At 59.2% G+C, this 23,355-nt stretch carries 23 protein-coding genes; 11 read left to right on the top strand and 12 right to left on the bottom strand.

What is annotated here, in order from left to right; translation table 11 throughout:
• Nucleotides 1–124: 124 nt before the first annotated feature.
• A complete protein-coding gene (locus J3351_RS06270) occupies nt 125–1,270 on the bottom strand; it encodes a glycoside hydrolase family 105 protein (protein ID WP_005934947.1) in 1,146 nt (381 codons plus the stop codon).
• Nucleotides 1,271–1,273: 3 nt separating this feature from the next.
• A complete protein-coding gene (locus J3351_RS06265) occupies nt 1,274–2,830 on the bottom strand; it encodes a glycoside hydrolase family 28 protein (protein WP_207697337.1) in 1,557 nt (518 codons plus the stop codon).
• Between the two features lie 99 nt (nt 2,831–2,929).
• On the opposite strand from J3351_RS06265, the gene J3351_RS06260 reads away from it, so the two are divergent.
• Nucleotides 2,930–3,745: an AraC family transcriptional regulator gene (locus tag J3351_RS06260; protein ID WP_207697336.1), complete on the top strand. Its 816-nt coding sequence runs from the start codon at nt 2,930–2,932 to the stop codon at nt 3,743–3,745.
• A 79-nt stretch (nt 3,746–3,824) separates the two neighbouring features.
• Here J3351_RS06260 and J3351_RS06255 read toward each other — a convergent pair whose 3' ends face one another.
• From J3351_RS06255 to J3351_RS06235, 5 genes are all read right to left on the bottom strand, one after another.
• Nucleotides 3,825–4,682: a carbohydrate ABC transporter permease gene (locus J3351_RS06255; protein WP_005934944.1), complete on the bottom strand. Its 858-nt coding sequence runs from the start codon at nt 4,680–4,682 to the stop codon at nt 3,825–3,827.
• Between the two features lie 11 nt (nt 4,683–4,693).
• A complete protein-coding gene (locus J3351_RS06250; RefSeq protein ID WP_005934943.1) occupies nt 4,694–5,620 on the bottom strand; it encodes a carbohydrate ABC transporter permease in 927 nt (308 codons plus the stop codon).
• 164 nt (nt 5,621–5,784) lie between these two features.
• The gene (locus J3351_RS06245) at nt 5,785–7,155 is read right to left on the bottom strand and encodes an ABC transporter substrate-binding protein (protein ID WP_117476729.1); all 1,371 of its coding nucleotides are present in this window, start codon (nt 7,153–7,155) and stop codon (nt 5,785–5,787) included.
• Nucleotides 7,156–7,699: 544 nt separating this feature from the next.
• Nucleotides 7,700–8,308: a thymidine kinase gene (locus J3351_RS06240; RefSeq protein ID WP_005934938.1), complete on the bottom strand. Its 609-nt coding sequence runs from the start codon at nt 8,306–8,308 to the stop codon at nt 7,700–7,702.
• Nucleotides 8,309–8,395: 87 nt separating this feature from the next.
• A complete protein-coding gene (locus J3351_RS06235) occupies nt 8,396–9,037 on the bottom strand; it encodes a redox-sensing transcriptional repressor Rex (protein ID WP_005934937.1) in 642 nt (213 codons plus the stop codon).
• A 253-nt stretch (nt 9,038–9,290) separates the two neighbouring features.
• Between J3351_RS06235 and J3351_RS06230 the strand changes: the two genes are divergently transcribed.
• A complete protein-coding gene (locus J3351_RS06230) occupies nt 9,291–9,977 on the top strand; it encodes a ClpP family protease (protein ID WP_207697335.1) in 687 nt (228 codons plus the stop codon).
• A 31-nt stretch (nt 9,978–10,008) separates the two neighbouring features.
• On the opposite strand, the gene J3351_RS06225 is transcribed toward J3351_RS06230, so the two are convergent.
• Nucleotides 10,009–11,337, bottom strand: coding sequence for an MATE family efflux transporter (locus J3351_RS06225; protein ID WP_207697334.1), 1,329 nt, complete (start codon nt 11,335–11,337; stop codon nt 10,009–10,011).
• A 17-nt stretch (nt 11,338–11,354) separates the two neighbouring features.
• Complete coding sequence (locus tag J3351_RS06220; RefSeq protein ID WP_005934933.1) at nt 11,355–12,266, bottom strand: pyridoxal-phosphate dependent enzyme; 912 nt, start codon at nt 12,264–12,266, stop codon at nt 11,355–11,357.
• A 298-nt stretch (nt 12,267–12,564) separates the two neighbouring features.
• Between J3351_RS06220 and J3351_RS06215 the strand changes: the two genes are divergently transcribed.
• The 8 genes from J3351_RS06215 to uvrC all read left to right on the top strand — a co-directional run bounded on the left by J3351_RS06215 (nt 12,565) and on the right by uvrC (nt 19,416).
• The gene (locus tag J3351_RS06215) at nt 12,565–12,948 is read left to right on the top strand and encodes a sigma factor-like helix-turn-helix DNA-binding protein (protein WP_035394754.1); all 384 of its coding nucleotides are present in this window, start codon (nt 12,565–12,567) and stop codon (nt 12,946–12,948) included.
• A gap of 31 nt (nt 12,949–12,979) precedes the next feature.
• Nucleotides 12,980–14,335, top strand: coding sequence for a signal recognition particle protein (gene ffh, locus J3351_RS06210; protein WP_207697333.1), 1,356 nt, complete (start codon nt 12,980–12,982; stop codon nt 14,333–14,335).
• Nucleotides 14,336–14,488: 153 nt separating this feature from the next.
• Nucleotides 14,489–14,731 (top strand): 30S ribosomal protein S16, encoded by a 243-nt coding sequence (gene rpsP / locus J3351_RS06205; protein ID WP_035394752.1) that lies wholly within the window; start codon nt 14,489–14,491, stop codon nt 14,729–14,731.
• A gap of 16 nt (nt 14,732–14,747) precedes the next feature.
• A complete protein-coding gene (locus tag J3351_RS06200; RefSeq protein ID WP_005934928.1) occupies nt 14,748–14,981 on the top strand; it encodes a KH domain-containing protein in 234 nt (77 codons plus the stop codon).
• 212 nt (nt 14,982–15,193) lie between these two features.
• Nucleotides 15,194–15,730, top strand: coding sequence for a ribosome maturation factor RimM (gene rimM, locus J3351_RS06195; RefSeq protein WP_156059751.1), 537 nt, complete (start codon nt 15,194–15,196; stop codon nt 15,728–15,730).
• 3 nt (nt 15,731–15,733) lie between these two features.
• Nucleotides 15,734–16,966, top strand: a complete 1,233-nt coding sequence (gene trmD / locus J3351_RS06190; protein ID WP_005931800.1) for a tRNA (guanosine(37)-N1)-methyltransferase TrmD — start codon at nt 15,734–15,736, stop codon at nt 16,964–16,966.
• A 260-nt stretch (nt 16,967–17,226) separates the two neighbouring features.
• Nucleotides 17,227–17,490, top strand: a complete 264-nt coding sequence (locus tag J3351_RS06185) for an HPr family phosphocarrier protein (protein ID WP_005920365.1) — start codon at nt 17,227–17,229, stop codon at nt 17,488–17,490.
• A gap of 78 nt (nt 17,491–17,568) precedes the next feature.
• Nucleotides 17,569–19,416 carry an excinuclease ABC subunit UvrC gene (uvrC, locus tag J3351_RS06180; protein ID WP_005931797.1) on the top strand — a complete coding sequence of 616 codons (1,848 nt, stop codon included), beginning with the start codon at nt 17,569–17,571 and terminating at the stop codon, nt 19,414–19,416.
• 54 nt (nt 19,417–19,470) lie between these two features.
• On the opposite strand, the gene J3351_RS06175 is transcribed toward uvrC, so the two are convergent.
• The 3 genes from J3351_RS06175 to J3351_RS06165 form a co-directional block, all read right to left on the bottom strand.
• Nucleotides 19,471–20,319, bottom strand: coding sequence for a transporter substrate-binding domain-containing protein (locus tag J3351_RS06175; RefSeq protein WP_117476735.1), 849 nt, complete (start codon nt 20,317–20,319; stop codon nt 19,471–19,473).
• 158 nt (nt 20,320–20,477) lie between these two features.
• Complete coding sequence (locus J3351_RS06170) at nt 20,478–21,293, bottom strand: amino acid ABC transporter ATP-binding protein (RefSeq protein WP_242699328.1); 816 nt, start codon at nt 21,291–21,293, stop codon at nt 20,478–20,480.
• A 16-nt stretch (nt 21,294–21,309) separates the two neighbouring features.
• Nucleotides 21,310–21,993, bottom strand: coding sequence for an amino acid ABC transporter permease (locus tag J3351_RS06165; protein ID WP_005931789.1), 684 nt, complete (start codon nt 21,991–21,993; stop codon nt 21,310–21,312).
• A 316-nt stretch (nt 21,994–22,309) separates the two neighbouring features.
• Between J3351_RS06165 and J3351_RS06160 the strand changes: the two genes are divergently transcribed.
• The gene (locus J3351_RS06160) at nt 22,310–23,338 is read left to right on the top strand and encodes an NAD(P)H-dependent glycerol-3-phosphate dehydrogenase (protein WP_097773420.1); all 1,029 of its coding nucleotides are present in this window, start codon (nt 22,310–22,312) and stop codon (nt 23,336–23,338) included.
• The last annotated feature ends 17 nt before the right edge of the window (nt 23,339–23,355 follow it).

The raw sequence follows: 23,355 nt of genomic DNA, 5'->3' as shown, positions 1-23,355 counted from the left end.
GGGGCACTTGTCCGGGTATACTGAATGTGCACCCGGACGATGGGTGCTCGAAGAAAAAGTGTAAAAGCGAACCGCCATGGCAACTGTCACCATGGCGGTTCGCTTTTTGCTGTAAGCTCGTGTGTTACTTGCGGGCGATCATCTCGGTGTAGGCCAGCACCAGGGGGCCTACGCCCTTGGCATCGTTGCAGACCACAGGCTCACTGAAGTAGTAGGCCAGGGAGCCGTCGCGGTGATCCTTGCCGCCCAGACCTGCCACCAGGCAGATGCCATCCAGCTGCAGGCTGCCGTCCGGGTTCTTGGAGAGGTACCTGTCACAGGTGCCGTAGAAGGCTTTCTCAGCCCAGGCAGCCATCCGCTTGGGCAGGTAGCCCAGGCGCACGCCCTTGAGCACCGCATAGGCAAACAGGGCGGTGCCGCTGGTCTCAAGGTAGTTGCCCTCCACGCCGGGGTGATCCATCACCTGCCAGAACATGCCGGTCTCCTCGTCCTGGAACTTGTGCACATCCTCAATGGTCTGGCGGAGCTGTGCCATGATGCCGCGGTACTCGTTGTACAGCTGCTCGTCCATCCGCTCCAGCACATCCACCATGGCCACCATGAACCAGCCCATGGCCCGCAGCCAGAAGTTGGGGCTGCAGCCGGTCACGGGGTCAGCCCAGTACATCTGGCGGCTCTCGTCGTAGCCGTGGTAGTACAGGCCGGTCTTTTCGTCCCGCATGTGCTTTTTGATGTTCATAAACTGCTTGTAGCTGTCAATGCAGCCCTGCATCTTGTTGTAGCGGGTCTCGTACTCCATGTAGAAGGGCTGGGCCATATAGGTGCCGTCCAGCCAGACCTGCCAGGGGTAGATATCCTTGTGCCAGAAGTTGCCCTCCTTGGTGCGGGGCTGGGTGAGCAGCTGGCTGCGGATGGTGTCAATGGCCCGGCGGTACTTCTCGTCCCCGAAGATGTCGTACAGGGTGAACAGGTTCTTGCCCTGATTCACGTTGTCCAGGTTGTACTCTTTGGGGTCATAGGTCTTGATGGAACCATCCTCCTGCACAAAGAAGTCGATGAAGTCCTTGGAGAAGCTCAGGTACTTCTCGTCCCCGGTGGTCTTGTACAGGCTCAGGCAGGCCGTGATCATGCAGCCGTCGATGTAGTTCCACTTGTTGGGCTTGCCGCTGCGCACCTTTTCAATGTTCCACATGGGGGCCTCGGCGCTGGAATTGGCGATCAGGTAGTCCACATAGTCGCCCAGCAGGGTGAGAATTTCTTCATGGGTCATGGGTCAGTCCTCCTCGAAATGGCCGACATTGGCAAAGCGCAGGCGCTCGCCCTCGTAGCCGGTGATCTTGACGTTGTGCAGGTCGATCTCCTTGACGTTCTCCGCGTAGATGGCCAGCTTTTTCACGTTGGGGCGGTTGTCCGCCATGGCAGCCTGACCGGCTTCAGCATTGGGGTCAAAGGTGATGGTGACGTTCTTCATGGAGATGCGCTCGATGGGCTGCTCAGGCAGGCCGTCGAAGTAGCAGCCCGCGAACTGTGCATCGGTGGCCACGATATCCTCCATGGTCAGGGTGCCCAGCCTGGGGGTGTACTCATCCACCGGCATGGCATCGCGGCACTGGACATAGGGGCTGTGGCCGTCCGGGTCACAGAAATAGAACATATTGATGACAAAGGGAGCCTTGACACCGCGCATCTCCACGTTGCGGAACACCAGCCCGTCGATGACGGCGGTGTTGCCGCGGCCGCGCCGGGTCTTGACCCGCAGGCCGCGGTCGGTGTGGTCCATCAGGCACTGGGTCACCACCATATCCTTCACGCCGCCGCTCATCTCGCTGCCGATGACGATGCCGCCATGGCCCTTGTCCAGCAGGCAGTTCCGAATCACAGTGTGCTCGCAGCTCTTTTTCAGCTTCATGCCCAGGAATACCTTGCTGGCCTTCATGGCAATGCAGTCGTCACCCACGTGGATGTTCGCGCCGATGATGCGGATGTACTCGCAGCTCTCGGGGTCGATGCCGTCGGTGTTGGGGGCGTTGTAGGGGTTGTTGATGTTGAAGTTCAGCAGGTCCAGGTGCTTGACGAAGATGGGGTGGATGGTCCAGGAGTAGCTGTTCTGCACTGTGATGCCGTGGAGGCAGACATTCTCGCTGTCCACCGCAGCCACCGCGCGGGGCCGCCATGCGATCCGCTTGACCTTCTGATTGATCCACCAGTCGCCGTTCTGGGCATCGCAGTCCAGCGTGCCTTCGCCGGTCACCACCACGTCGTGCACCTGCGTGATGTTCAGCAGGCCGGCAAAGCTATCCAGCGGGTTGCCCTCCCAGCCGGTCAGGTAGTATTCATCCACCTCGTTCTCACTGGGAATGACACCGGGCAGGATGGGGTAGTGGGTGCGGTCGTTGTCGCCCAGCAGCACAGCGCCCTTTTCCAGGTAGAGGGTGGTGCAGCTCTTCATAAACAGGCTGGAGGTGCGGTAGCGCCCGGCGGGCAGATAGACCGTGCCGCCCTTGGGGCAGGTGGAAAGGGCGGCCTGCAGTTTGCCGGTGTTGTCGGTGGTGCCGTCGGCCACCAGGCCGTAACGGGATGCGTCTACAAAGAAGGTCTCGGCCTCGGTGGTGAAATCGAGGGTCAGGGTCTCACCCTCGGCCTGCACGGCAACCGTGTAGGGGGTGCCGGGCAGCAGGCTGAACAGGGAGAACACGTTGGTGTTGCACGCCTCGTACACCGTCTCACCGTTCAGCTGAACGGTGAAGGGATGTGCCGGACGGTAGCACAGGCCGTTTTCCAGCTCAAACACGGCACTGCGGGTCATGGAACGAATCAGGGAAAGCTTCATAAACAGGATGCCTCCTTGGATGTGGAAAGATTTATGGGTTGCCCGCAGGTGGCGGGCATGGTACACTGAGGAAAAGAAACTGTTGAATGGGGTGTGCGGATGAAAGCGGAACGGGAAAAATGGAGCGGCCGGGTAACGGCAACGGCGCTGCGGTTCCAGACCGGCCAGTATGAGCTGGCTGAGGAGGAGGAGATCTGCCGGATCATTCTGGTGTCCGGCGGCAGCTTTACGCTGGTGCGGGGCGGTGAGAGCCTGCTGGTGAACCCGGGCTGTGTGCTGCTGCTGGGCCCCGGCGGGGGCCTGCTGCAGCAGGCGGGCCACATTGCCCCTGAGCTCATCGGCTGCCGGTTCCCGGCGGGCGTTCTCCCGGTGCTCAAGAACCTGATGCAGCGGGATTTCATGCCGCTGTTTGAGCCGGGAGAACAAACGGCTCTGTACGGCCCGGTGCAGTGGTTAGGCCGCCTGCGCACTCTGCTGGGCATGATGCAGAGCGCCGAAAACGAGCCGGAAAGCCCCGGCATGATCTATCTGGCCCTCATCCTGCACTATGTGGAGCAGGAGTGCCGCAGTGAAAGGCAGGACATCCGCCCCCGCAACGAGACGGTGGAGCAGATCTGCGCTTACCTTGCAGCCAACTACCAGCAGAAATTCTCCCTGACAGATGTGGCTGCGCGGTTCTACCTGTCGCCCTATTACCTGAGCCGGCTGTTCCGGCGGGTCACGGGCCAGTCCATTGTGGATTACATCAATGGCCGCCGCATCGAGGCTGCCCAGCGCCTGCTGGAGAGCACCGACCTGAACATCAGTGCTGTGGCCGAGCAGACTGGCTTTGCCTCCGCCGCCCATTTCCGCCGCGTGTTCCGCGAGACGATGGGAACGGGGCCGCTGCAATACCGCAAGAGCCACCGCGGATAAGAACAACGCCCCCTGTGCGCAGCACAGGGGGCGTTGCTTATTCATCGAAAGTCAATGGTTCTGTCCGCAGAGGGGGTGCTTAGCCCTTGACAGCACCGGCGGAGATACCTTCGACGAACTGATCCTGTGCACAGAAGAAAACGATCAGCTGCGGCAGGATGGAGATCAGGGACAGGGCCAGGATACGGTTCCAGGCAAAGCCGGTATCACCGTCCATGGACAGCTTGACGAACAGGGACATGGGGTACTTTGCAGGGGTCTGCACGTAAAGCAGGGGGCCCATGAAGTCGTTGCAGCTCCACATGAACTGGAACAGTGCGCAGGACACCAGAGCGGGCATCAGCATGGGGACAATGACCTTGTACAGGGTCTGGAAGGAGTTGCAGCCATCAATGGCGGCAGCCTCGTCCAGATCGCGCGGGACATTGCGCATGAACTGCACCAGCTGGTAAACAAAGTAGGTCTCAGTTGCAAATGCAGTGTGGACCCAGATGGCCAGATAGAACGGGCTGTTGACCCAGCCGAACTTGGTGTACAGCAGGAACTGAGGAACGTTCAGAACGACCTGAGGCAGGAACAGGGTGGCCAGCATGATGCTGAACAGGATCTTCCGGCCCGGGAAGTCGAAACGGCCAAAGCCGTAGGCTGCAATGCAGGAGGAGACCACCGTGCAGATGACCTTGGGCAGAACATAAGAATAAGTGTTCAGCATGGCCTGCAGGATGTTGATGGAACCGCCGAAGTTGTTCAGCGCGTTCTTGTAGCCCTCCAGGGTGGGGTTCTTGATCCACAGGCCGATGCCTGCAAAGATCTCGCTGTTGTCCTTAAAGGTAGCGCTGACCATCCACAGCAGGGGATAGATCATGATCAGGCCCACCAGGATCAGGACAAGATACTTAAAAAACGTCGCAATGGCGTTGGATGCTTTCATTCCCATACTGTCACACCTTACCTTTCATCCGAGTAGTAGACCCACTTCTTCTGGCTGGTGAAGGCGATGATCGTGAGGATGCAGACGATCACGAACATGATCCAGGCCAGAGCGGAAGCCATGCCCATCTGGTTGGACTTGAAGGCGTAGTTGTAAACCAGAATGGAGATCAGGGTGGTGGAGTTGCGCGGGCCGCCATTGGTGATGATGAAGGGGCCGTTGAACTCCTGGAAAGCCTGGCAGATCTGAGTGACCAGGTTGTAGAAGATGATGGGGGTGATCATGGGAACAGTGATGGAGAAGAACTGCTTCCACTTACCAGCACCATCAATGGTGGCAGCCTCGTACAGGTCTGCGGGCACGCCCTTCAGGGCGGCCAGGAACAGCACCATGGCGGAGCCAAACTGCCAGATGCGCAGGAAGCAGATGATCCACAGCGCATAGTTGGGGTCGCTCAGCCAGGAGGGGCCCTGTGCGTGGCCGAAGGTGATGGCGCGGATGATGGTGTTGACCAGACCGTCATCACGGAAAACGGCCTTCCACAGCACGGCGATGGCAACGGAGCCGCCCAGAATGGACGGGATGTAGTAAACGGTACGGAACAGGTTCACGCAGGCGATCTTGAAGTTCAGGATGTATGCAATGAACAGAGCAAAGATCAGCTTCAGGGGCACGGTGATGAAGGCGTACTTGAAGGTGGTGACCAGAGCCTTGGTGACCTTGGCATCAGAGAAGGCGGTGACGTAGTTCATCACGCCGTACTGGTGGATGCCGTTGAAGAAGTTCATGTCGGTGAAGCTGTAATACAGCGACTGACCGAAGGGGATGGCCTTGAACACGATAAAGCCGATGATCCAGGGGATCAGGTAGATCAGACCCTGCCATTTATCCAGGAACTTCTGTGCGGGGGTACGCCCGAGAGAGGGCGCTTTGCTTTCTTTCATCCGGGGATCCTCCTTTGGTGAAAATCAGTGCAACAAACCTTATGTCACACTTTGGCAACAGATTTGTCAGAGAATTGTAACCTGTACCTGAGAAAAAAGGGGCATCGGGCCTACGGGTGGACGATGCCCCTGATATGTAGTTTAACTCAGGTCAGCAAAGAAGATCAGACAGTGTAGCCAACAGCAGACATGCCATCCAGCAGGGTGTCAACAACATCTGCACCGCTCTTGTTGTCGTAGTCAACGGTATCGAACACTTCCTGATAGATGCCGGTGCCGGTAGCCTTCAGATCGGAAGACTCGAACAGGGGATCCAGCTGGCAGGAAACAAAGCTCATGACCTTGCCGTTTGCCTCGGCGACCAGCTCGTTGATCTTACCGGCAGCCTGAGCGGTAGCCAGACCAGCTTTGGAAGCGGGGACACCGCACTCGGAGCCCATGATGGCAGCGCCGTCACCGTTCCACAGGTACTCGATCAGGGTAGCAGCCTCAGCGGGGTTCTTGCAGGTCTTGGTGATGGCCATGCCCATGGAGACCTTGGAGAAGCCGCCGTTGTAATCGCCGAACTTGATCTCCTCACCAACGGTGAAGCCGGGCTTGTTCTCCTCGTCCAGAGCGTCCTGGTACTTGGAAGCAGCGGAATCCCACTCGAAGATGCCGGCGATCTTGCCGGTGATCCACTCGTTGGACTGGTGGGTAGCACCGTCGCCGTTTGCACCGTAGTAGGTGGGCAGCGGCATGATGACGTGGCCGTCGACCAGGCTCTTGATGAAGTCGATGCCCTCGGCGATCTCGTCAGCGGTGTAGTTCAGGGTAGAGGTGGTGGGATCTGCCCAGTCCTTGCCGTACTTGGACTCGAGGTAGAACACCATCAGGATCATACGGTCGTATGCGCCCAGGTGCAGGGGATAGTAATCATCGCCCAGCTTCTCCTGGAAAGCCTTGCCTGCTGCAAACAGGTCATCCTCAGTGGCGGGAACTTCGGTGATGCCGGCCTTGTTAAAGGTGGTCATGTTCCAGTAGAAGATACGGCCGGTCATGGAGATGGGCACGCACTGCTGTGCATTTGCAACGTTGCAGGCACCCAGCTTTGCGTCGTCCCACTGGGACATATCCAGGTAATCGGTGACGCTGTTCAGATCCAGGAAGGTCTGGCCGTTGCCGGAGTAGTTGTACAGCCAGTTCCAGTTGATCTGGCAGACATCCTCAGCCACGCCGCCTGCAAACTTGGTGGACATGGTGTCCTCCCAGCCGGACCATGCAGCGAAGGTGGGGTTGACGGTGATGGTGGTGTGCTCAGCAGAGAAAGCCTTCAGGGCCTCCTGGTAAGCGTTGTGGCGGGACTCGCCGCCCCACCAGCTCATGGTCAGGGTAACGGGATCGCTGCTCAGGCCAGCCACAGAAGCAGCCTCGGCTGCGGAAGAAGCGGTGCTGGAAGCAGCGCCGCCATTGCCGCCGCAGGCAGCCAGCAGACCAGCTGCACCAACAGCACCGGTGACCTTCAGGAAATCACGACGGGAAATTGCCTTGCTCATTGTTGTTCTCCTCCTAATAAATCAAAAAACATCGAGCGGGCCTTTCTGCACAAGGCTCGTTGTATACAAATATGATAACAAAAGGGATGGGAAAAAGAAAGATGTAAATTGAAGTGATACGGACAAAAAACGAACAAATATTGCTCTTGTGATTTGCAGCGATTTGACGGCATTGCCGAAATGAATAAACTTGGAGCGAAAAAATATGCAATCTGCATAATTGGATAGATTGCATAGAAACGGGCCGGGAGAGTGTGGCAGAACCTCTAAAATTGCAATGGTTTTGTAACTTTTTGCGAAATTGACGGTATAATGTTGTATACAACATGTGAAAAAAGTGACGATATCGCTATTTTATAAACTGATATATCAATTGTGCAAAAAACGTTCGCCGTGGGATACAACTGATATATCACTTTGGAAGGCGGCAGGCAAAAAAGAGCGCTGCCCAGCCGGGCAGCGCTCTGAAAACTGTAAAAAACGTTTGGGAAATCTGGGCTCTCATGCAGGAAGGGTGGCTCCTGTGCCTGCCGGAGATCGACACTTACTGTGCGTTCCGTTTGGCGTAAAACGCCCGCCGTGCCTTGAAATAGCACTGGGGGCACATGCTGACGTACTGCACATCGTTTTCCAGATCGATGGCGACCTGCTCGCCCTCAAAGACGAACTCCCCATTGACCCTGCGGCAGTTGCAGGTGGCCTTGCGCCCGCAGGTGCAGATGGTCTTCATCTCCTCAATGGTGTGGGCCAGCTCCAGCAGACGGGTGGAGCCGGGGAAGCCCTTGAGGGAGAAGTCTGACCGCAGGCCGTAGCAGATGACCGGGATGTTCAGGTCTACCGTGACCATGAACAGCTGCTCGGCCTGTGCCGGGGTAAAGAACTGGCTCTCGTCGCAGAGAACACAGGCCAGCGGCTGCTCCCCGGCAGAAGCGGCGCGCACGGCCTCGAACACATCCACCTCGGGCGGAATGAGCAGGTCGGCCCTGCGGCGCACGCCCAGGCGGCTGACCAGCTCGCCGCCGCCCTTGGTATCCACCTGGGGCTTCAGGATCAGCACCCGCATCCCCTGCTCTTCGTAGTTGTGGGCCACCTGCATCAGCGCAGTGCTTTTGCCGCTGTTCATGGCACCGTATCGGAAGTATAGCTTCGCCATAGTTGATCTCCTCATAAAAAGGCAACCCTCTCTGCTCGTTCGGGGGGAGAGGGCTGCCTGTTTTCTGTGATATGCTATAAGAATAGATCAGTCCTGATTGCGCAGGCGGTAACCCAAGCTCATCAGGCTGTCGCCCAGGTGGACGTTCTCCACCACCACTTCGGGGTAGGGCACCGACAGGTCGTAGTGGGAGAAGTTCCAGAAGCCTTTGATGCCCAGTTCGACCAGTCGGCCGCTGAGCTCTTCCGCACCGCTGCGGGGCACACAGAACACAGCCACCTCAGGCTTATGCTCTGCGCAGAAGGCCTCCAGCTCGTCAACGTGTAAGATCTGGATGCCGTTGATCTCTTTGCCCACCTCGCTGGGGGAATTGTCAAAGGCGGCGATCAGCTTGTAGCCGTTGGTGTCGGTGGTGATGAAGCGGCTGACTGCCTTGCCCAACCGGCCGCAGCCGATGAGGATGGTGGGCAGCAGGTCACCGTTGCCGAACAGCAGATGCTCCAGGATGGAAAGCAGGTTCTCCACCGAGTAGCCGATGCCCTGGCGGCCGTTCACGTCGCCGATGCAGTTGAAATCCTGCCGCACCTGAGAGGCCGTGGTGCCCATCTGGGCGGCCAGCTCGCGGGAGGAGATGCTGGTGATGCCGTCGTTCTTCAGCGTCCGCAGGTAACGGTAGTACTTGGGCAGGCGCTTGATCACCGGAAGGGAAGCTTTGCCGGGATTGTTCATGGAAATGGTTCTCCTTTCATCCAAAGGGAATGCCGGTCTCTTTGCGCCCTGCAAGGTGCACCGGCAGTTAAGACAGTTTATGAACAATAATGATATATACTTGTCAATCTTATTCTTAGTATAAAGTATACTGCAATGAGACAGAATGTCAAATCCTCTGGGCCAATTTTTTTCAAAGTAAAGAAATCTTAGCCGCCGCATATTGCTTCGATCCCCGGGAACACTGAAAAAAACACCCTGAGGAGGAGCCAACATGCCGGAATATGAAAAGGAAACCACCGAACAGCAGCGGCTGGAGAAAGAGCAGCTGGAAGATCTGGGAACGGTGTGGCGCACCCGCGGCCCCCATGCCATCCACTGCCTGACCGTGATCGGCCAGATCGAGGGCCATGTGGAGGCCCCGCAGGGCCAGAAGACCACCAAGTATGAGCATGTGATCCCGCAGCTGGTGGCAGTGCAGGAGGACCCCGCTGTGGAGGGCCTACTGGTGCTCATCAATACCGTGGGCGGGGACGTGGAGGCCGGGCTGGCGCTGGCAGAACTCATTGCCAGCATCTCAAAGCCCAGTGCCACGGTCGTGCTGGGCGGGGGCCACTCCATCGGCATCCCGCTGGCAGTCAGCGCCCGGCGCAGCTTTATCGTGCCCACGGCGACCATGACGGTGCACCCGGTCCGCCACTCCGGCATGATTCTGGGCGTGCCCCAGACCATGCGGTGGTTCGAGCAGATGCAGGAGCGCATCACCGGCTTTGTGGCGGGCCACAGCGGCATTACGGCAGAGCGCTACTCAGAGCTGATGCTCCGCACCGGTGAGCTGGTGATGGACGTGGGCACCATGCTGGACGGCAAAAAGGCCGTGAAGGAAAAGCTCATCGATCAGCTGGGCGGCATTTCTGATGCACTGGACTGGCTGTACCGGGAGATCGAGCGGGCAGAGTGAGAGCATGGGTCTGCCCGGGGCGGTGTCAGGCTTACAGCTCGCCCTTCCGCAGATACTTCACCATCATGGGGGCTTCATAGACCAGCATGAGGATCCAGCCCACAACATAGCTGTACGGCAGGGCCTCGATATCCATCTTCATCAGCAGCACAAAGACGGCAGCGGCCGCCACACGGCCTGCCATGTTGAGCGTGCTGCTGTTCAGGGTGATCTTGAGGTCGCCCAGGCCGCGGAAGCCGCCCTGGATGCCGTTGGTCAGCGAGGGCATCAGATAGAACAGGGAGACCAGCTTCAAAAAGCGCACCCCCAGATGCACCACGGCGGCATCGGTGACGAAGAGCCGGATGATGGGCTCGGCAAAGAAGAAGCAGACAGCGGTGATAAAAATGGCGTAGAGGAACTCCAGCTTCAGGCCGCAGAAGAAGCTGGCGCGGACACGGTCTTTTTTGCCCGCGCCGCGGTTCTGGGCCATCAGGGTGGTGGTGGCATGGCCGATGTTCTGCTGGGGCACATAGGCAAAGTCATCGATGCGGCCTGCGGCGGCAAAGGCGGCCATGGCGCTGACACCCATGGTATTCACGATGGCCTGAATGGCGATCTTGCCCAGCTGAACGGTGGCCTGCTGCATGGCGCTGGTCCAGCCGTAGCTGATGGTCTTTTTCAGCAGCGAGGAGTCAAAAATGAACCAGCGCCTGCCCAGCTGCAACACAGGGACCTTCCAGCGGATATAGATCAGGCAGAACACGCAGCAGAGCGCTTCGCTCAGCACGGTGGAAAGGGCACAGCCCTCGGAGCCCCAATCCAGCACCTCAACAAAGAACAGGTCGCCGCCGATGTTCAGCACCGAACTGATCATCAGGAAGTACAGCGCGCTTTTGCTGTCGCCCAGCGCACGCATGGTAGCGGCGAGGAAATTATAAAAGAAGGTGAACAGCAGCCCGCCGAACACGATGCGCAGGTAGTTCACAGCGATGGGAAGGATCTCTTCCGGCACCTGCAGCAGACGGAGCAGCGGATTTGCCAAAATCACACAGGTCAGCGAGAACACCAGGGAAAAGACGGAGCCTGAAATGGCGGTGGTGGAGACCTGACGCTCCACCAGCTCGGTGTTGCCTGCCCCGAACGCCAGGCTGACAAGGATGCCTGCACCCAGGCAGACACCGTTGATGAACAAAATCGCCAGCGTCATCAGCGGGTTGGAGGTGCCCACGGCGGCAAGGGCATCCTCGCCCACGAATTTGCCGACAATGATGCTGTCTACGGCGTTATAAGTCAGCTGGAACAGGTTGCCCAGCACGAGGGGAATGGTGAAATTGACCAGCAGCGGTGTGATCGGGCCGGTCGTCATATCCTTGGTCATTTGGAACTCTCTTTTCTTTATAGATTAAATGCCTGCCGTCCGCTGAAGATGGCCAGTGCCGAGCGGCTGGTGCCGGTGGCGATCAGCTGTGCGGCGGCGTGGAGGGCTGCACCGGCGGCAGGGGAGGCGGGAATGGCATCGGTGGCAAGGACCCGCTGTGCAGCGCGGTTGGCATCGGTGCTGGTAACGGCGGCTACATTATCCACAACATAGGCGTTGTAATTGCCCGGCACGATGCCGTAGCCGATATCCGGGATGCCGTGCCCGCCAGTGAAGCCGCCGCCCAGAGCCTGATTTTCAAAGGGCTCCACGGCCACGATGCGGACATCGTTGGTCCAGGCCTTGATGGTCTCGCCTACGCCGGTGATGGTGCCCGCGCTGCCCACGCCGACGGTGATGGTGTCCACGAGACTGCGGCCCTCCCGGGAGATGGCCTGCACGATGGCGGGGCCGGTCACCCGGCGATGGTATTCGGGGTTATCGTCATTGGCAAGCCAGTTCATATAGTACCAGCCCTTTTCGGCGGCGGTGGTCTCTGCCAGCGCCCGGGCCCCCGCAAGGCCCCGCTGGGCGGGGGAATGCAGGATTTGTGCCCCCAGCCGGAGCAGGTATTCCTGCCGCAGGGCCGGGGCATCCTCCGGCATGGTCAGCACCACAGGGTGGCCCGCCGTCCGCCCGGCAAGGGCCAGCGCCATGGCAAAGGAGCCGGAGGCCGCCTCAATGATGGGCTGGCCCGGGAGCAGCTTGTGCTTTTCCGCCGCAAGGGCCAGCATCCCCTCGGCCACCGAATCGCGGGACGTGCCGGTGGGCCCATTATAATCAAGGTAAGCATACAGCCGCCCTTTGAGCCCGCAGGCGGCAAGATAGCCCCGCAGCTCCACAATCGGACAGGGGACCAGGGTCTGGTAGATGTTTGGATAGATCGCCACGAAACTCCTCCCTTACGCAAACCTGAGCAGTCAGCACAGAACTGTCTGCCATGCCAAGGGCTCCCCTGTTAGAGGGGGGCTGGCAAAGCCATCAGGCCTAGACTGAGAGGTTTAATACCTATAAGGTAGCGCATCCTGTGCCCAGCGTCAAGCCGCAATTGGACAAAATGGAGAAAAATCTGCTGAAAAATCAGCAGAGTGATGGAAAAAAGCCTTGACAAGGAAAAGAATGTCTGCTATACTCCGTATGTAAAGCAAATGAACTTTACAACAAACGGAGGTCAGGGCAGAACGCATCATGGCAAAAGACTTTGAAATGGGCTATCTGCTCGATTTTTATGGCGAGGTGCTCACGCCCAAGCAGCGCGAGATGCTGAACCAGTATTACAACGACGACCTCTCCCTCAGTGAGATCGGGGAAAACTTCGGGATCACCCGTCAGGGCGCACGGGATGCCATCAAGCATGGCGAGACCACCCTGAAAGAGCTGGAAGCCAAGGTGGGCTTTGCAGGCCGCTACCGCCGGGTGCAGGAAAAGCTGGAGGAACTGGAACAGCTGGTCATTGACGCGCGGTTCGAGTGCACCGGCCCCTATGCCAGGCTCACCACCACTGAGTATGCAGCAACGCTGAACAAGATGCTGGGGCTGATCCGCTCCATCGACGAAGTCAACGAGAGCTGACACCATTACTATTTTGAGAGGAGCACCGAACATGGCATTTGAATCTTTGACCGACCGCCTTGCCGGTGTGTTCAAAAAGCTGCGCGGCCACGGCAAGCTGACCGAGGCCGACATCAAAGCCGCCATGCGCGAGGTGCGGATGGCCCTGCTGGAAGCCGATGTCAACTACAAGGTTGCCAAGGATTTCTGTGCCAAGGTCTCCGAGCGCGCCATGGGTCAGGAGGTCATGGAGAGCCTGACCCCCGCCCAGCAGGTGGTCAAGATCGTCAACGAGGAGCTCGTTGCCCTGATGGGCGGCGAGGAAGCCCCCCGCCTGATCGTCAAGAACAAGGGTCAGACCATCATCATGCTCTGCGGCCTGCAGGGCAACGGTAAAACGACCCACGCAGCCAAGCTTGCCAAATACTTCATCAAGCAGGGCCGCCGCCCCATGCTGGTGGCCTGCGATATCTACCGCCCCGCCGCCATCGACCAGCTGCAGGTGGTGGGCAAGCAGGCAGGTGCGCCCGTGTTCACGCTGCCGGGTGCCAAGCCCCCGGAGATCGCCCGCAAGGCGCTGGCCCACGCCAGGGATTACGGCAACGACATCGTGATCCTGGATACCGCCGGCCGTCTGCAGATCGACGAGGTCCTGATGCAGGAGCTCGTGCAGATCAAGGAAGCTGTCCCCGTGGACGAGACGCTGCTGGTGGTGGATGCCATGGCAGGTCAGGATGCTGTGAATGTTGCTAAGACCTTCAACGAGACGGTGGGCATCGACGGCATCATCCTGACCAAGACCGATGGCGATACCCGCGGCGGCGCGGCACTTTCGGTGCTGAGCGTCACCGGCAAGCCCATCAAGTTCCAGGGCACCGGCGAAAAGCTGGACGATCTGGAAGTGTTCCATCCCTCCCGCATGGCCAGCCGCATCCTGGGCATGGGCGATGTGCTGAGCCTTATTGAGAAGGCGCAGGATGCCGCCGATGAAAAGGCCGCAGAAGAGACCGCCCGGCGGATGATGGAAAACAAGTTCGATATGAACGACATGCTGGCCCAGTTTGCGCAGATCCGCAAGATGGGCGGTGCAGGTGCCATGCTGAGCATGATGCCCGGTATGTCCGGCATTGATGCCAGCCAGGTCGACGAGAAAGCCTTTGACCGCATCGAGGCCATGATCTATTCCATGACCAAGGAAGAGCGTGAAAAGCCCTCCATCATCAACCCCAAGCGCAAGCGCCGCATTGCAGCGGGCAGCGGCACCCGGGTGGAGGATGTCAACAAGCTGCTCAAGCAGTTTGAGATGATGCAGAAGATGATGAAGCAGTTCAAGAAGAGCCCCAAGGGCTTTGCCCGCCGCCTGGGCGGCATGATGGGCAACCCCAATGCCTTCCGGGGCCTTAAATAAACCTTGAAGCTTGCCTCCCCTGCTGGGGGGAGGTGTCACCGAAGGTGACGGAGAGGTTTTCTTTCAAACACAGGTATACACCCCGCAGGGGTTGTACAGATAGATTTAATCAAACCCCAAACGGGGCACAAACATTTTTGGAGGATATTTACCATGGCAGTTAAGATTCGTCTGCGCCGCGTTGGCGCTAAGAAGGCTCCCTTCTATCGTGTTGTTGTTGCTGACAGCCGCTTCCCCCGCGACGGCCGTTTCATCGAGGAGATCGGCACCTACGATCCCAACCAGGAGCCCTCTGAGGTGAAGATCGACGCTGAGAAGGCCAAGGCTTGGATCGCCAACGGCGCACAGCCCACCGATACCGTCCGCGTTCTGCTGAAGAAGTCCAACATTCTGTAAGTAGGAGGGCTGACTCATGCAGGAGCTGTTGCTGGCAGTTGCCCGCGGTCTCGTGGAGGACAAGGAAGCCGTCAAGGTCACGGTGGACGAGCCCCGCGAGGACGGCACCATCGTCTACCACCTGAGCGTGGCAGAGGGAGATATGGGCCGTGTCATCGGCAAGCAGGGCCGGATCGCAAAAGCCATTCGTGTGGTGATGCGCGCGGCTGCTGTGCGGGTCGATGAAAAGGTCCTTGTTGAGATCGACTGAGCACCCTACGGGCCCTTTGCCGCAAGGCAAGGGGCCTTTTTGTATTATTAGGCAGCTCGCCCTCTCAGGCCGCTTCGCGTCCAGCTCCCCCAAAGGGGGAGCCCTTGGCAAAACCAGAAACTTTGTGGTGACTGCCAAGGCCTCTCCCCTCGGGAGAGGTGGCATTGCGTAGCAATGACGGAGAGGGTGAGGATGCTAAAGGAGTAAAAGCAATGCAGAAATACTTGGAAGCCGGCAAGGTGGTGACCACCCACGGTGTGCGCGGCGAGATGAAGCTGGAGCTGTGGTGCGATGGCGCGGCCTTTCTGAAAAAGGTGGGCCGCCTGTACACCACCCCCCAGGGCGGCAGGTGCTACAAGATCACCTCCATCCGCCCCCAGGGGCAGATGGCCCTGCTCCAGCTGGAAGGGGTCAGCGATATGGATGCCGCCCGTGCCCTGCGGGGGCAGGTGTTCTACTTTGACCGTGACGATGCCACCCTGCCTGCGGGCAAGTGGTATGTGGCCGACCTCATCGGGTGTGAAGTGCGGGATGCCGATACCGGCAAAGTGTACGGCGTGGTGACCAGCGTGGACCACCCCGGCGCACAGGATATCTACACCGTCAAGGCCCCCAGCGGCAAGGAATATATGTTCCCCGGGGTGGATGCCTTTTTGAAAGAGCGCAACCCGCCGGAGGGCTATCTCCTCGTCACCCCCATCCCGGGCCTGCTGGATGACGATTTTGACAGTGAGCGGGAGGAGGAGTGAGCCATGGGGATGCGTGTGGACATCGTGACCCTTTTCCCGGAGATGTGCCAGCAGGTGCTGGATTCCAGCATCATCGGCCGCGCTGCCAAAAAGGGATATATTGAGACTCACTGCCACCAGATCCGGGACTACACCCTGAATAAACAGAAGCAGACCGACGACTATCCCTATGGCGGCGGCTGCGGCATGGTGCTCTATGCCCAGCCCATTGCCGACTGCCTGCGGGCAGTCCAGAAGGAAGTGCAGGAACAGGGACGGCCTGCGCCGCATATAGTATTCCTGACGGCAGGTGGGCAGCGCTATACCGAGGAGCACGCCCGGCGGCTGGCCCAGTACGACAACCTGACCCTGGTCTGCGGCCACTACGAGGGCATTGATGAGCGCGTGATCGATGCCTTTGCGGACGAGGAGATCTCCATCGGCGATTATATCCTCACCGGCGGCGAGCTGGCCAGCCTGGTGGTGGCAGACAGCGTCCTCCGCCTGAAACCCGGCGTTCTGGCTGAGCAGAAGGGCTACGAGGAGGAGAGCTACTGGGACGGCCTGCTGGAGTACCCCCAGTACACCCGGCCCGAGGTTTGGGAGGGCCGTGCTGTGCCGCCTGTCCTGCTGGAGGGCAACCACCAGAAAATCGATGCCTGGCGGGGGCAGCAGAGCCGGGAGCGCACCCGTCTGCGCCGCCCGGAGCTCTACGAGCAGTGGTGTGAGACCCATCCCCTGACCGAGATCCCCAAGTGGAAGCGGGGCGAGAATGTCCGGCTGGTCAAGACCGCCGAGCAGATGGAGGCTGCCGCAAAGCTGTTTGCGGAGGGCCGCCGGAGCATTTGTGCCGGGGGCTGGGTGCAGGAAGCGCTGGATGCCCTGACCCCGGAGATGTTCCTGCCCCAGCTGCAGCAGGAAAAGCAGGAAGGCTGGGTCTGCTACCTCCACTATACCAAGGATGTGCCGGATGCCACGGTCAGCGTACACCACAAGACCGGGCAGGTGGAGCATCTTTTTGTGACGGAGAGCGCCCGGGGCAGGGGCATCGGCCAGAAGATGCTGGATTTCGCCCGGAAGAAGCTGCCGGAGCATGAGCACCCGGTGCTTACGGTGCTGAACACCAACACCCGGGCACTGGCTCTTTACCGCCGCATGGGCTGGCAGGTAGTGGGCGCAAAGGAGAAATTCGACCCGGCCAAAGACCCGCTGGTGGTGCGCCCCAGTCAGGTGCTGGAAATGCGCTATCAGGGCTGAAAACAGGGTCGAACGGGCCGGGAAACTGTCGAAGGTCGAAAAAATGTTGAAAACTTTTGTATTACCCGGCCAACACTGGGGGAATAATTTTGTTATCTTTGTATAAAAGGTGAAAAAGACCCCCCTCATCATTGGGAAAACCGCCAAAAATGCGTTCTGGGGCTGTACATTGGTTTCGGCTTGCGCTAAAATAGGTACAACGCAACAGGCAAGAAACAAATCGAATTCCCGAGAACGATAATAGATAGGAGCGTTTTACTATGTACGTCAAAGAAGTTACCGTTGAAAATCAGGTTGGTCTGCACGCTCGTCCGGCTACCTTCTTTATCCAGAAGGCTAACGAGTTCAAGTCTTCCATCTGGGTCGAGAAGGAAGAGCGCCGCGTGAACGCTAAGAGCCTGCTGGGCGTTCTGTCTCTGGGCATCGTGGGCGGCACCACCATCCGCATCATCGCTGACGGCGCAGACGAGCAGGCTGCTGTTGATGGCCTGATCAAGCTGGTCGAGTCTGGCTTTGCAGAGTAATTCGAGCCTTTGATTTTTGAGGCGGCGGGATGTTTTTCCTGCCGCTTTTTGTTTTACCAATTTCCCGGAGGAGCTGCCATGACCAAAGCAGAACTGTATCAGAAAGCCTGTATGCTGCCGCTTTTGCCCGGTGTGTATATCATCCGGGACAAAAGCGATACCATTATTTATATCGGCAAAGCCAAACGCTTGCGCATCCGGGTGAGCCAGTATTTCCGCGAGGGGGTGCCCCACGACAACAAGGTCAGCCAGATGATCGCCCACGCCTATGCGTTTGATGTCATCGTCTGCCAGAGCGAGTTCGAGGCGCTGGTGCTGGAAGCCAGCCAGATCAAGGCGCACACCCCCAAGTACAATATCCTGCTGAAGGATGACAAGGGTTACAGCTATATCAAGGTGACCCGGGAAGCCTGGCCCCGCCTTTCCTTCGTGCTGCAAAAGGAGGAGGACGATGCCGAATACATCGGCCCCTATACCTCGTCCTTTGCGGCCCGGCAGATGGCCGAGACCGCGCTGGATGCCTTTTTGCTGCCCCGGTGCAGCAAGCGGTTCCCCCAGGATATCGGCAAGGGGCGGCCCTGCCTGAATGCCCATATCGGCAAGTGCATGGCCGTGTGCAGCGGCAAGATCAGCTGCGAGAACTACAATCAGGCCGTGAAAAATGCGGTGCATCTGATCCGGTACGGCAAAAAGGACATTCTCAAGATCCTGAACGAGCGGATGCTGGAAGCCTCTGACCGGCTGGAATTTGAGACAGCGGCCCTCCTCCGGGACCAGATCAACGCCATCACCAAGGTGACAGCGGGCCAGAAGGTCGTGGTGGACCCGGAGGTGGAGATGGATGTGGTGGCGTTGGCCGGTACCCCCAGCAGTGTCTGCGCGGCAGTCCTGCGCTTCCGGGAGGGGCGGCTGACCGATAAGCGGGAGTTCCTTTTCCACGATACGGCAGATATTGCCGCCGTGCGGGAGGAGTTTCTGCCCCGGTATTATCTGGACGATGAGCAGATCCCAAAGATCATTGCCGTGGACGAGCTGCCGCCGGACAGCGAGGCGCTGCAGCAGGCCCTGAACGAAAAGCGGGGCAGTGAGGTACAGCTCTATGTGCCCCAGCGGGGCGATAAGGCCCATCTGGTGGAGATGGCCCACACCAATGCGGTGGAACGGCTGGCCCGGGAGAGCGGCCGCTACGCCCGTGAGGAGAAGCTGCTGGATGAGATGGCGCAGGTGCTGGGGCTTTCCAAGCCGCCGCGCACCATTGAGAGCTACGATATCTCCAACTGGGGTGATGGCACCAGCGTCTGCGGCATGGTCACCTTCCGGGATGGCAAGCCCTACAAAGCCGGATATCGGAAGTTCCGGATGAAGACCGTGCTGGGGACGGACGACTATGCTTCGCTGGCCGAGACGGTTTCCCGGCGGGCGGCAGAGTATGAGAAATACGCCGCGCTGGCCGCACAGGGGCAGGGCAGCGACAATTATTTCGGGCAGAAGCCGGACCTGCTGCTGATGGATGGCGGCCGGGGACAGGTCAGCGCGGCCAAGGCGGCACTGGCAGGAACTTCGCTGGCCGATGTGCCCCTTTACGGCATGGTCAAGGATGACCATCACCGTACCCGCGCCATCGTGGACAGTGAGGGCCGGGAGATCGCCATCAATATGAACCGGGGGACTTTCACCTTTATCACGGCCATCCAGGACGAGACCCACCGCTTTGCCAATGCCTACCGCAAGCAGCAGATGCGGAAGAAGAGCTATTCCTCCACCCTGACCGAGGTGCCCGGGGTGGGCCCCAAAACGGCCAAGGCCCTGATGACACAGTTCAAGAGCGTGGGTGCTGTGCGGGAGGCCACCCCCGACCAGCTGGAAAATACCCCCGGCGTTGGCCCCCAGCTGGCACAGACCATCTATGATTATTTTCACGCATAACAAAAGGAGGGCGGCTGCATCAGCAGCCGCCCTCCTGGCGTATTCAGGGAAAAATCAATTCTCGGAGGAGATATCCTGACCGAAGTACTTCTCGCTCAGCTCCTTCAGGGTGCCGTCGGCGCGCAGCTCATCGATGGCGTTGTTGACGGCTTCCAGCAGGGTGGCGCTGTTGTCGCCCTTGCGCAGGGGGATGGCAACGTGGGAGGCATCCTCAGTCTGGGCCACGATCTTGAAGTCGGCATCCGGATGGACGTTCAGGTAATCGTAGAAGGAGACATCCGCATTCAGGGTGGCATCAATGCGTCCGGCAGCCAGCAGCTGGATGGTTTCCTCCAGGGTGTCGATGCCCTGCACGGTAGCACCGTAGCTCTCGGCCAGCTCCATGTAGGTGGAAGCCAGGCTGTTGGCAGTGGTCTTGCCCTTCAGGTCCTCAAAGGTCTTGATCTCGTCGTTGTCCTTGCGGACGGCCAGAGCGGTGTGGATGTAACCGTAGGGAGTGGTGAAATCATAAGTCAGGGCGCGCTCGTCGGTGACCTCCACGCCGTTGCAGACCATGTCAAAGCGTCCAGCGTCCAGACCGGCGAACAGGCTGTCCCAGTCGCTCTCCACATACTCCGGCTCCACGCCCAGCTTTTCGGCAATGGCGCGGGAGACCTCGACATCATAGCCCACCAGAGTGTCGCTCTCGTCATGGTAGCTCCAGGGCTGCCATGCGCCCTCCAGTGCCACGATCAGCTTGCCACTGGCCTGAATGGCAGCCAGCTGGTCAGCAGCGGAACCGGCAGCAGAGGATGCACCGGAGCTTGCGGCGGTGGAGGTGCTGCTGTTGGAGCAGCCGGACAGGGTCAGAACGCCGGCGGCGGCCATGACACTCATCATCGAAATAAAAGTTCTGCGCTTCATAGTTAAGATCCTTTCATAGAAAAAGCTGTATCAAAAGGACGGCGGGGAGTTTCCTAAGCAAATGTTCCGCTGGGGTGGGACCCTGTTGCCGCAGGCAATAGGGCGGGCGATGGAATGGCCCGAAGCATTTGCGTGGAAAGCTCCCCGTCGGCCATCCCTTATGCTGTGTGCTCGATCTTCCGCAGGAACTCCCGGGTCCGTTCCTCGCGGGGGTGGGCAAAGAATTCGTGGGAAGGGGCCTGCTCCACCACCACGCCGTTCTCCATGAATACCGTCTTGGAGGAGACGTTGCGGGCAAAGCCCATCTCGTGGGTGACCACCAACATGGTCATGCCCTCTTCGGCCAGCTTCCGCATGACAGAGAGCACCTCGCCGGTCAGCTCCGGGTCAAGGGCACTGGTGGGTTCGTCAAAGTAAATGATCTCCGGGTCGGTGGCAAGGGCGCGGGCAATGGCAACGCGCTGCTGCTGTCCGCCGGAAAGCTGGCGGGGATAGTAGTCGGCCCGGTCGGCCAGACCGACCTTTTCCAGCATCTGTCTGCCGATCTCATCCGCCTGCTCTTTGGGCATCCTGCGGGCAACGATCAGGCCCTCGGTCACATTCTGCAGGGCGGTCTTGTTCCGGAACAGGTTGTAGTTCTGGAACACAAAGGCCGTTTTTTTGCGCAGGCGGGCAATGTCGGCCCGGGAGATCCTGCCAAGATCGAAGGATTCGCCGTCGAACACCAGAGTGCCGCTGTCAGCGGTCTCCAGAAAGTTCAGGCAGCGCAGCAGGGTGGTCTTGCCGGAGCCGGAAGGGCCCAGAATGGCAACAACGTCTCCCTTTTCCACACTCAGGTCCACGCCGTTCAGGACGTGCAGTGCGCTGCGCACCCGGCGGGCATTGCCGCGCGGGAAAGGCCCGATGTGGAAGCTGGGCTTGTCATCGTAGGTGTAAAATGTTTTGTGGATGTCTTTGATCTCTAACATGGCCATACCGTCCACCCCTTTCTCACTGGAAGCCGTGTGCGTTCAGCTGTCGCTCCACCAGCGCCTGCAGCTTGGTGATGATGGTGCAGAACAGCAGGTAGACCACAGCCACCTCGCAGTAGATGGGCAGGAAAATGTAGGTGCGGGCTGCCACACGCTGGCCTGCCATGAACAACTCTGCCACCGTGATGTTGGAGGCCAGAGAGGTGTCCTTGATCATGCTGATGAGGGAGTTGGACAGGGAGGGCACAGCGGTGCGCAGGGCCTGCGGCAGAACGATGCGGCGCATGATCTGCCACCAGGTCATGCCCACGCAGGAACCGGCCTCCAGCTGGCCCTGGGGCACGCTTTCCAGCGCGCCGCGCATGGTCTCGGCGCAGTAGGCACCCTCGTTGAAGGCAAAGGCGATGACGGCTGCCGGAAAAGCATCCAGCATGATGCCCAGGCTGGGCAGGCCGTAGAAGATGATGAACAGCTGCACCAGCAGCGGCGTGCCCCGGATGACCCAGATGTAGAACCGGGCGATCTGGCGCAGCACCGGAACATTGGCGTACTGCACCAGCGCAACAGCCACTGCAATGACCATGGCAAGGCTGAAGGAGATCAGGGTCAGGGGAATGGTCATGGTCAGGCCTGCCGTCAGGATGCGGGGCAGGGCCTCCCACAGCACGCTGACCGTGCGGTTGGTAAGAAGTGCTTCAAACATATTTTTCTTCCTTATTGATAAAAAACGGTGGAATATCTTTAGGATACACCTTAAACTATGGTTCAGGTCAAGAGCATATCCTACAATTCCTACCAAAATACTATAGCATGAAATGGAGACAAGTGCAATCCATTGGCGAAAATCCTTCACTCTGGCCAAAAACAAAAGAAAACACAGGTTAACTTTGTGCAGTCTGGCAAGGAGTTGACGCGGTACGATGTTTCGTGTAAAATGGAATCAGACAGGCCCCGTGCAGGAAGCGCGGGGAACAGGCCGGGCACACAAGCAGCCCGGCGCATACGGAGGACAAAACACAATGAAGCATAAAATTGGTATTCTGGGTGCAGGCACCTGGGGCATGGCTCTGGCGCGGATGCTGACGGTGAGCGGCAATGACGTGACCGTGTGGTCGGCGCTGGAACAGGAGATCGACAACCTTTCCACCACTCGGGTCCACCCCAATCTGCCCGGCATGACCATTCCGGCAGAGATGAAGTTCACCAAGAGCGTGGAAGAGGTGTGCACGGACAAGGAGATCCTGCTGTTCGCGGTGCCGTCGGTGTTCGTGCGCTCCACCGCAGCCAAGGCCCGGCCCTTTGTGCCGGACGGTCAGATCATTGTGGACGTTGCCAAGGGCATTGAAAAGGATACCCTGTTCACCATGACGGAGATCCTGGCCGATGAGCTGGGCAAAGAGGGCGGCCCCAAGGGGGTGCGTCTGGTGGCCCTGAGCGGCCCCACCCACGCTGAGGAGGTGGCAATCGACCTACCCACCACCATCGTTTCGGCCAGCAAGGATATGGAAGCGGCCAGATTCGTGCAGACGGTGTTCACCAACAACGTCATGCGTGTGTACACCAATGAGGACATCAAGGGCGTGGAACTCAGCGGTGCCATGAAGAATGTCATTGCGTTGGGCGTGGGCATCTCCACCGGCCTGGGCTATGGCGACAACGCCCGCGCCGCACTCATCACCCGCGGCATTGCCGAGCTTGCCCGGCTGGGCGTGGCCATGGGCTGCAATGTCCACACCTTTGCCGGTCTGGCCGGCATCGGTGACCTGATCGTGACCGCCACCAGTATGCACAGCCGCAACAACCGGGCCGGCATCCTCATCGGCAAGGGTGAAACCCCGGAGCAGGCCGTGAAGGAGGTGGGCATGGTGGTCGAGGGCATGAACGCCCTGCCCGCCGCGCTGGAGCTTGCCGCCAAGTATCAGGTGGAAATGCCCATCGTTCAGACCGTGAACGCCGTTGTGAACAAGGGCATGAGCGCCGCCGAGGCGGTGCGTTCCCTGATGGACCGTGACCCCAAGAACGAGCTGCCCCAGAGCTACGAAAAGTAATATTTTTTTCATAGAGA

Source organism: Faecalibacterium sp. Marseille-Q0746 (assembly GCF_017377595.1).
Lineage (GTDB): Bacteria > Bacillota > Clostridia > Oscillospirales > Ruminococcaceae > Faecalibacterium > Faecalibacterium duncaniae.
Note: the sequence above shows the minus strand (reverse complement) of the source record. Positions and strands in the feature narration are given on the sequence as shown.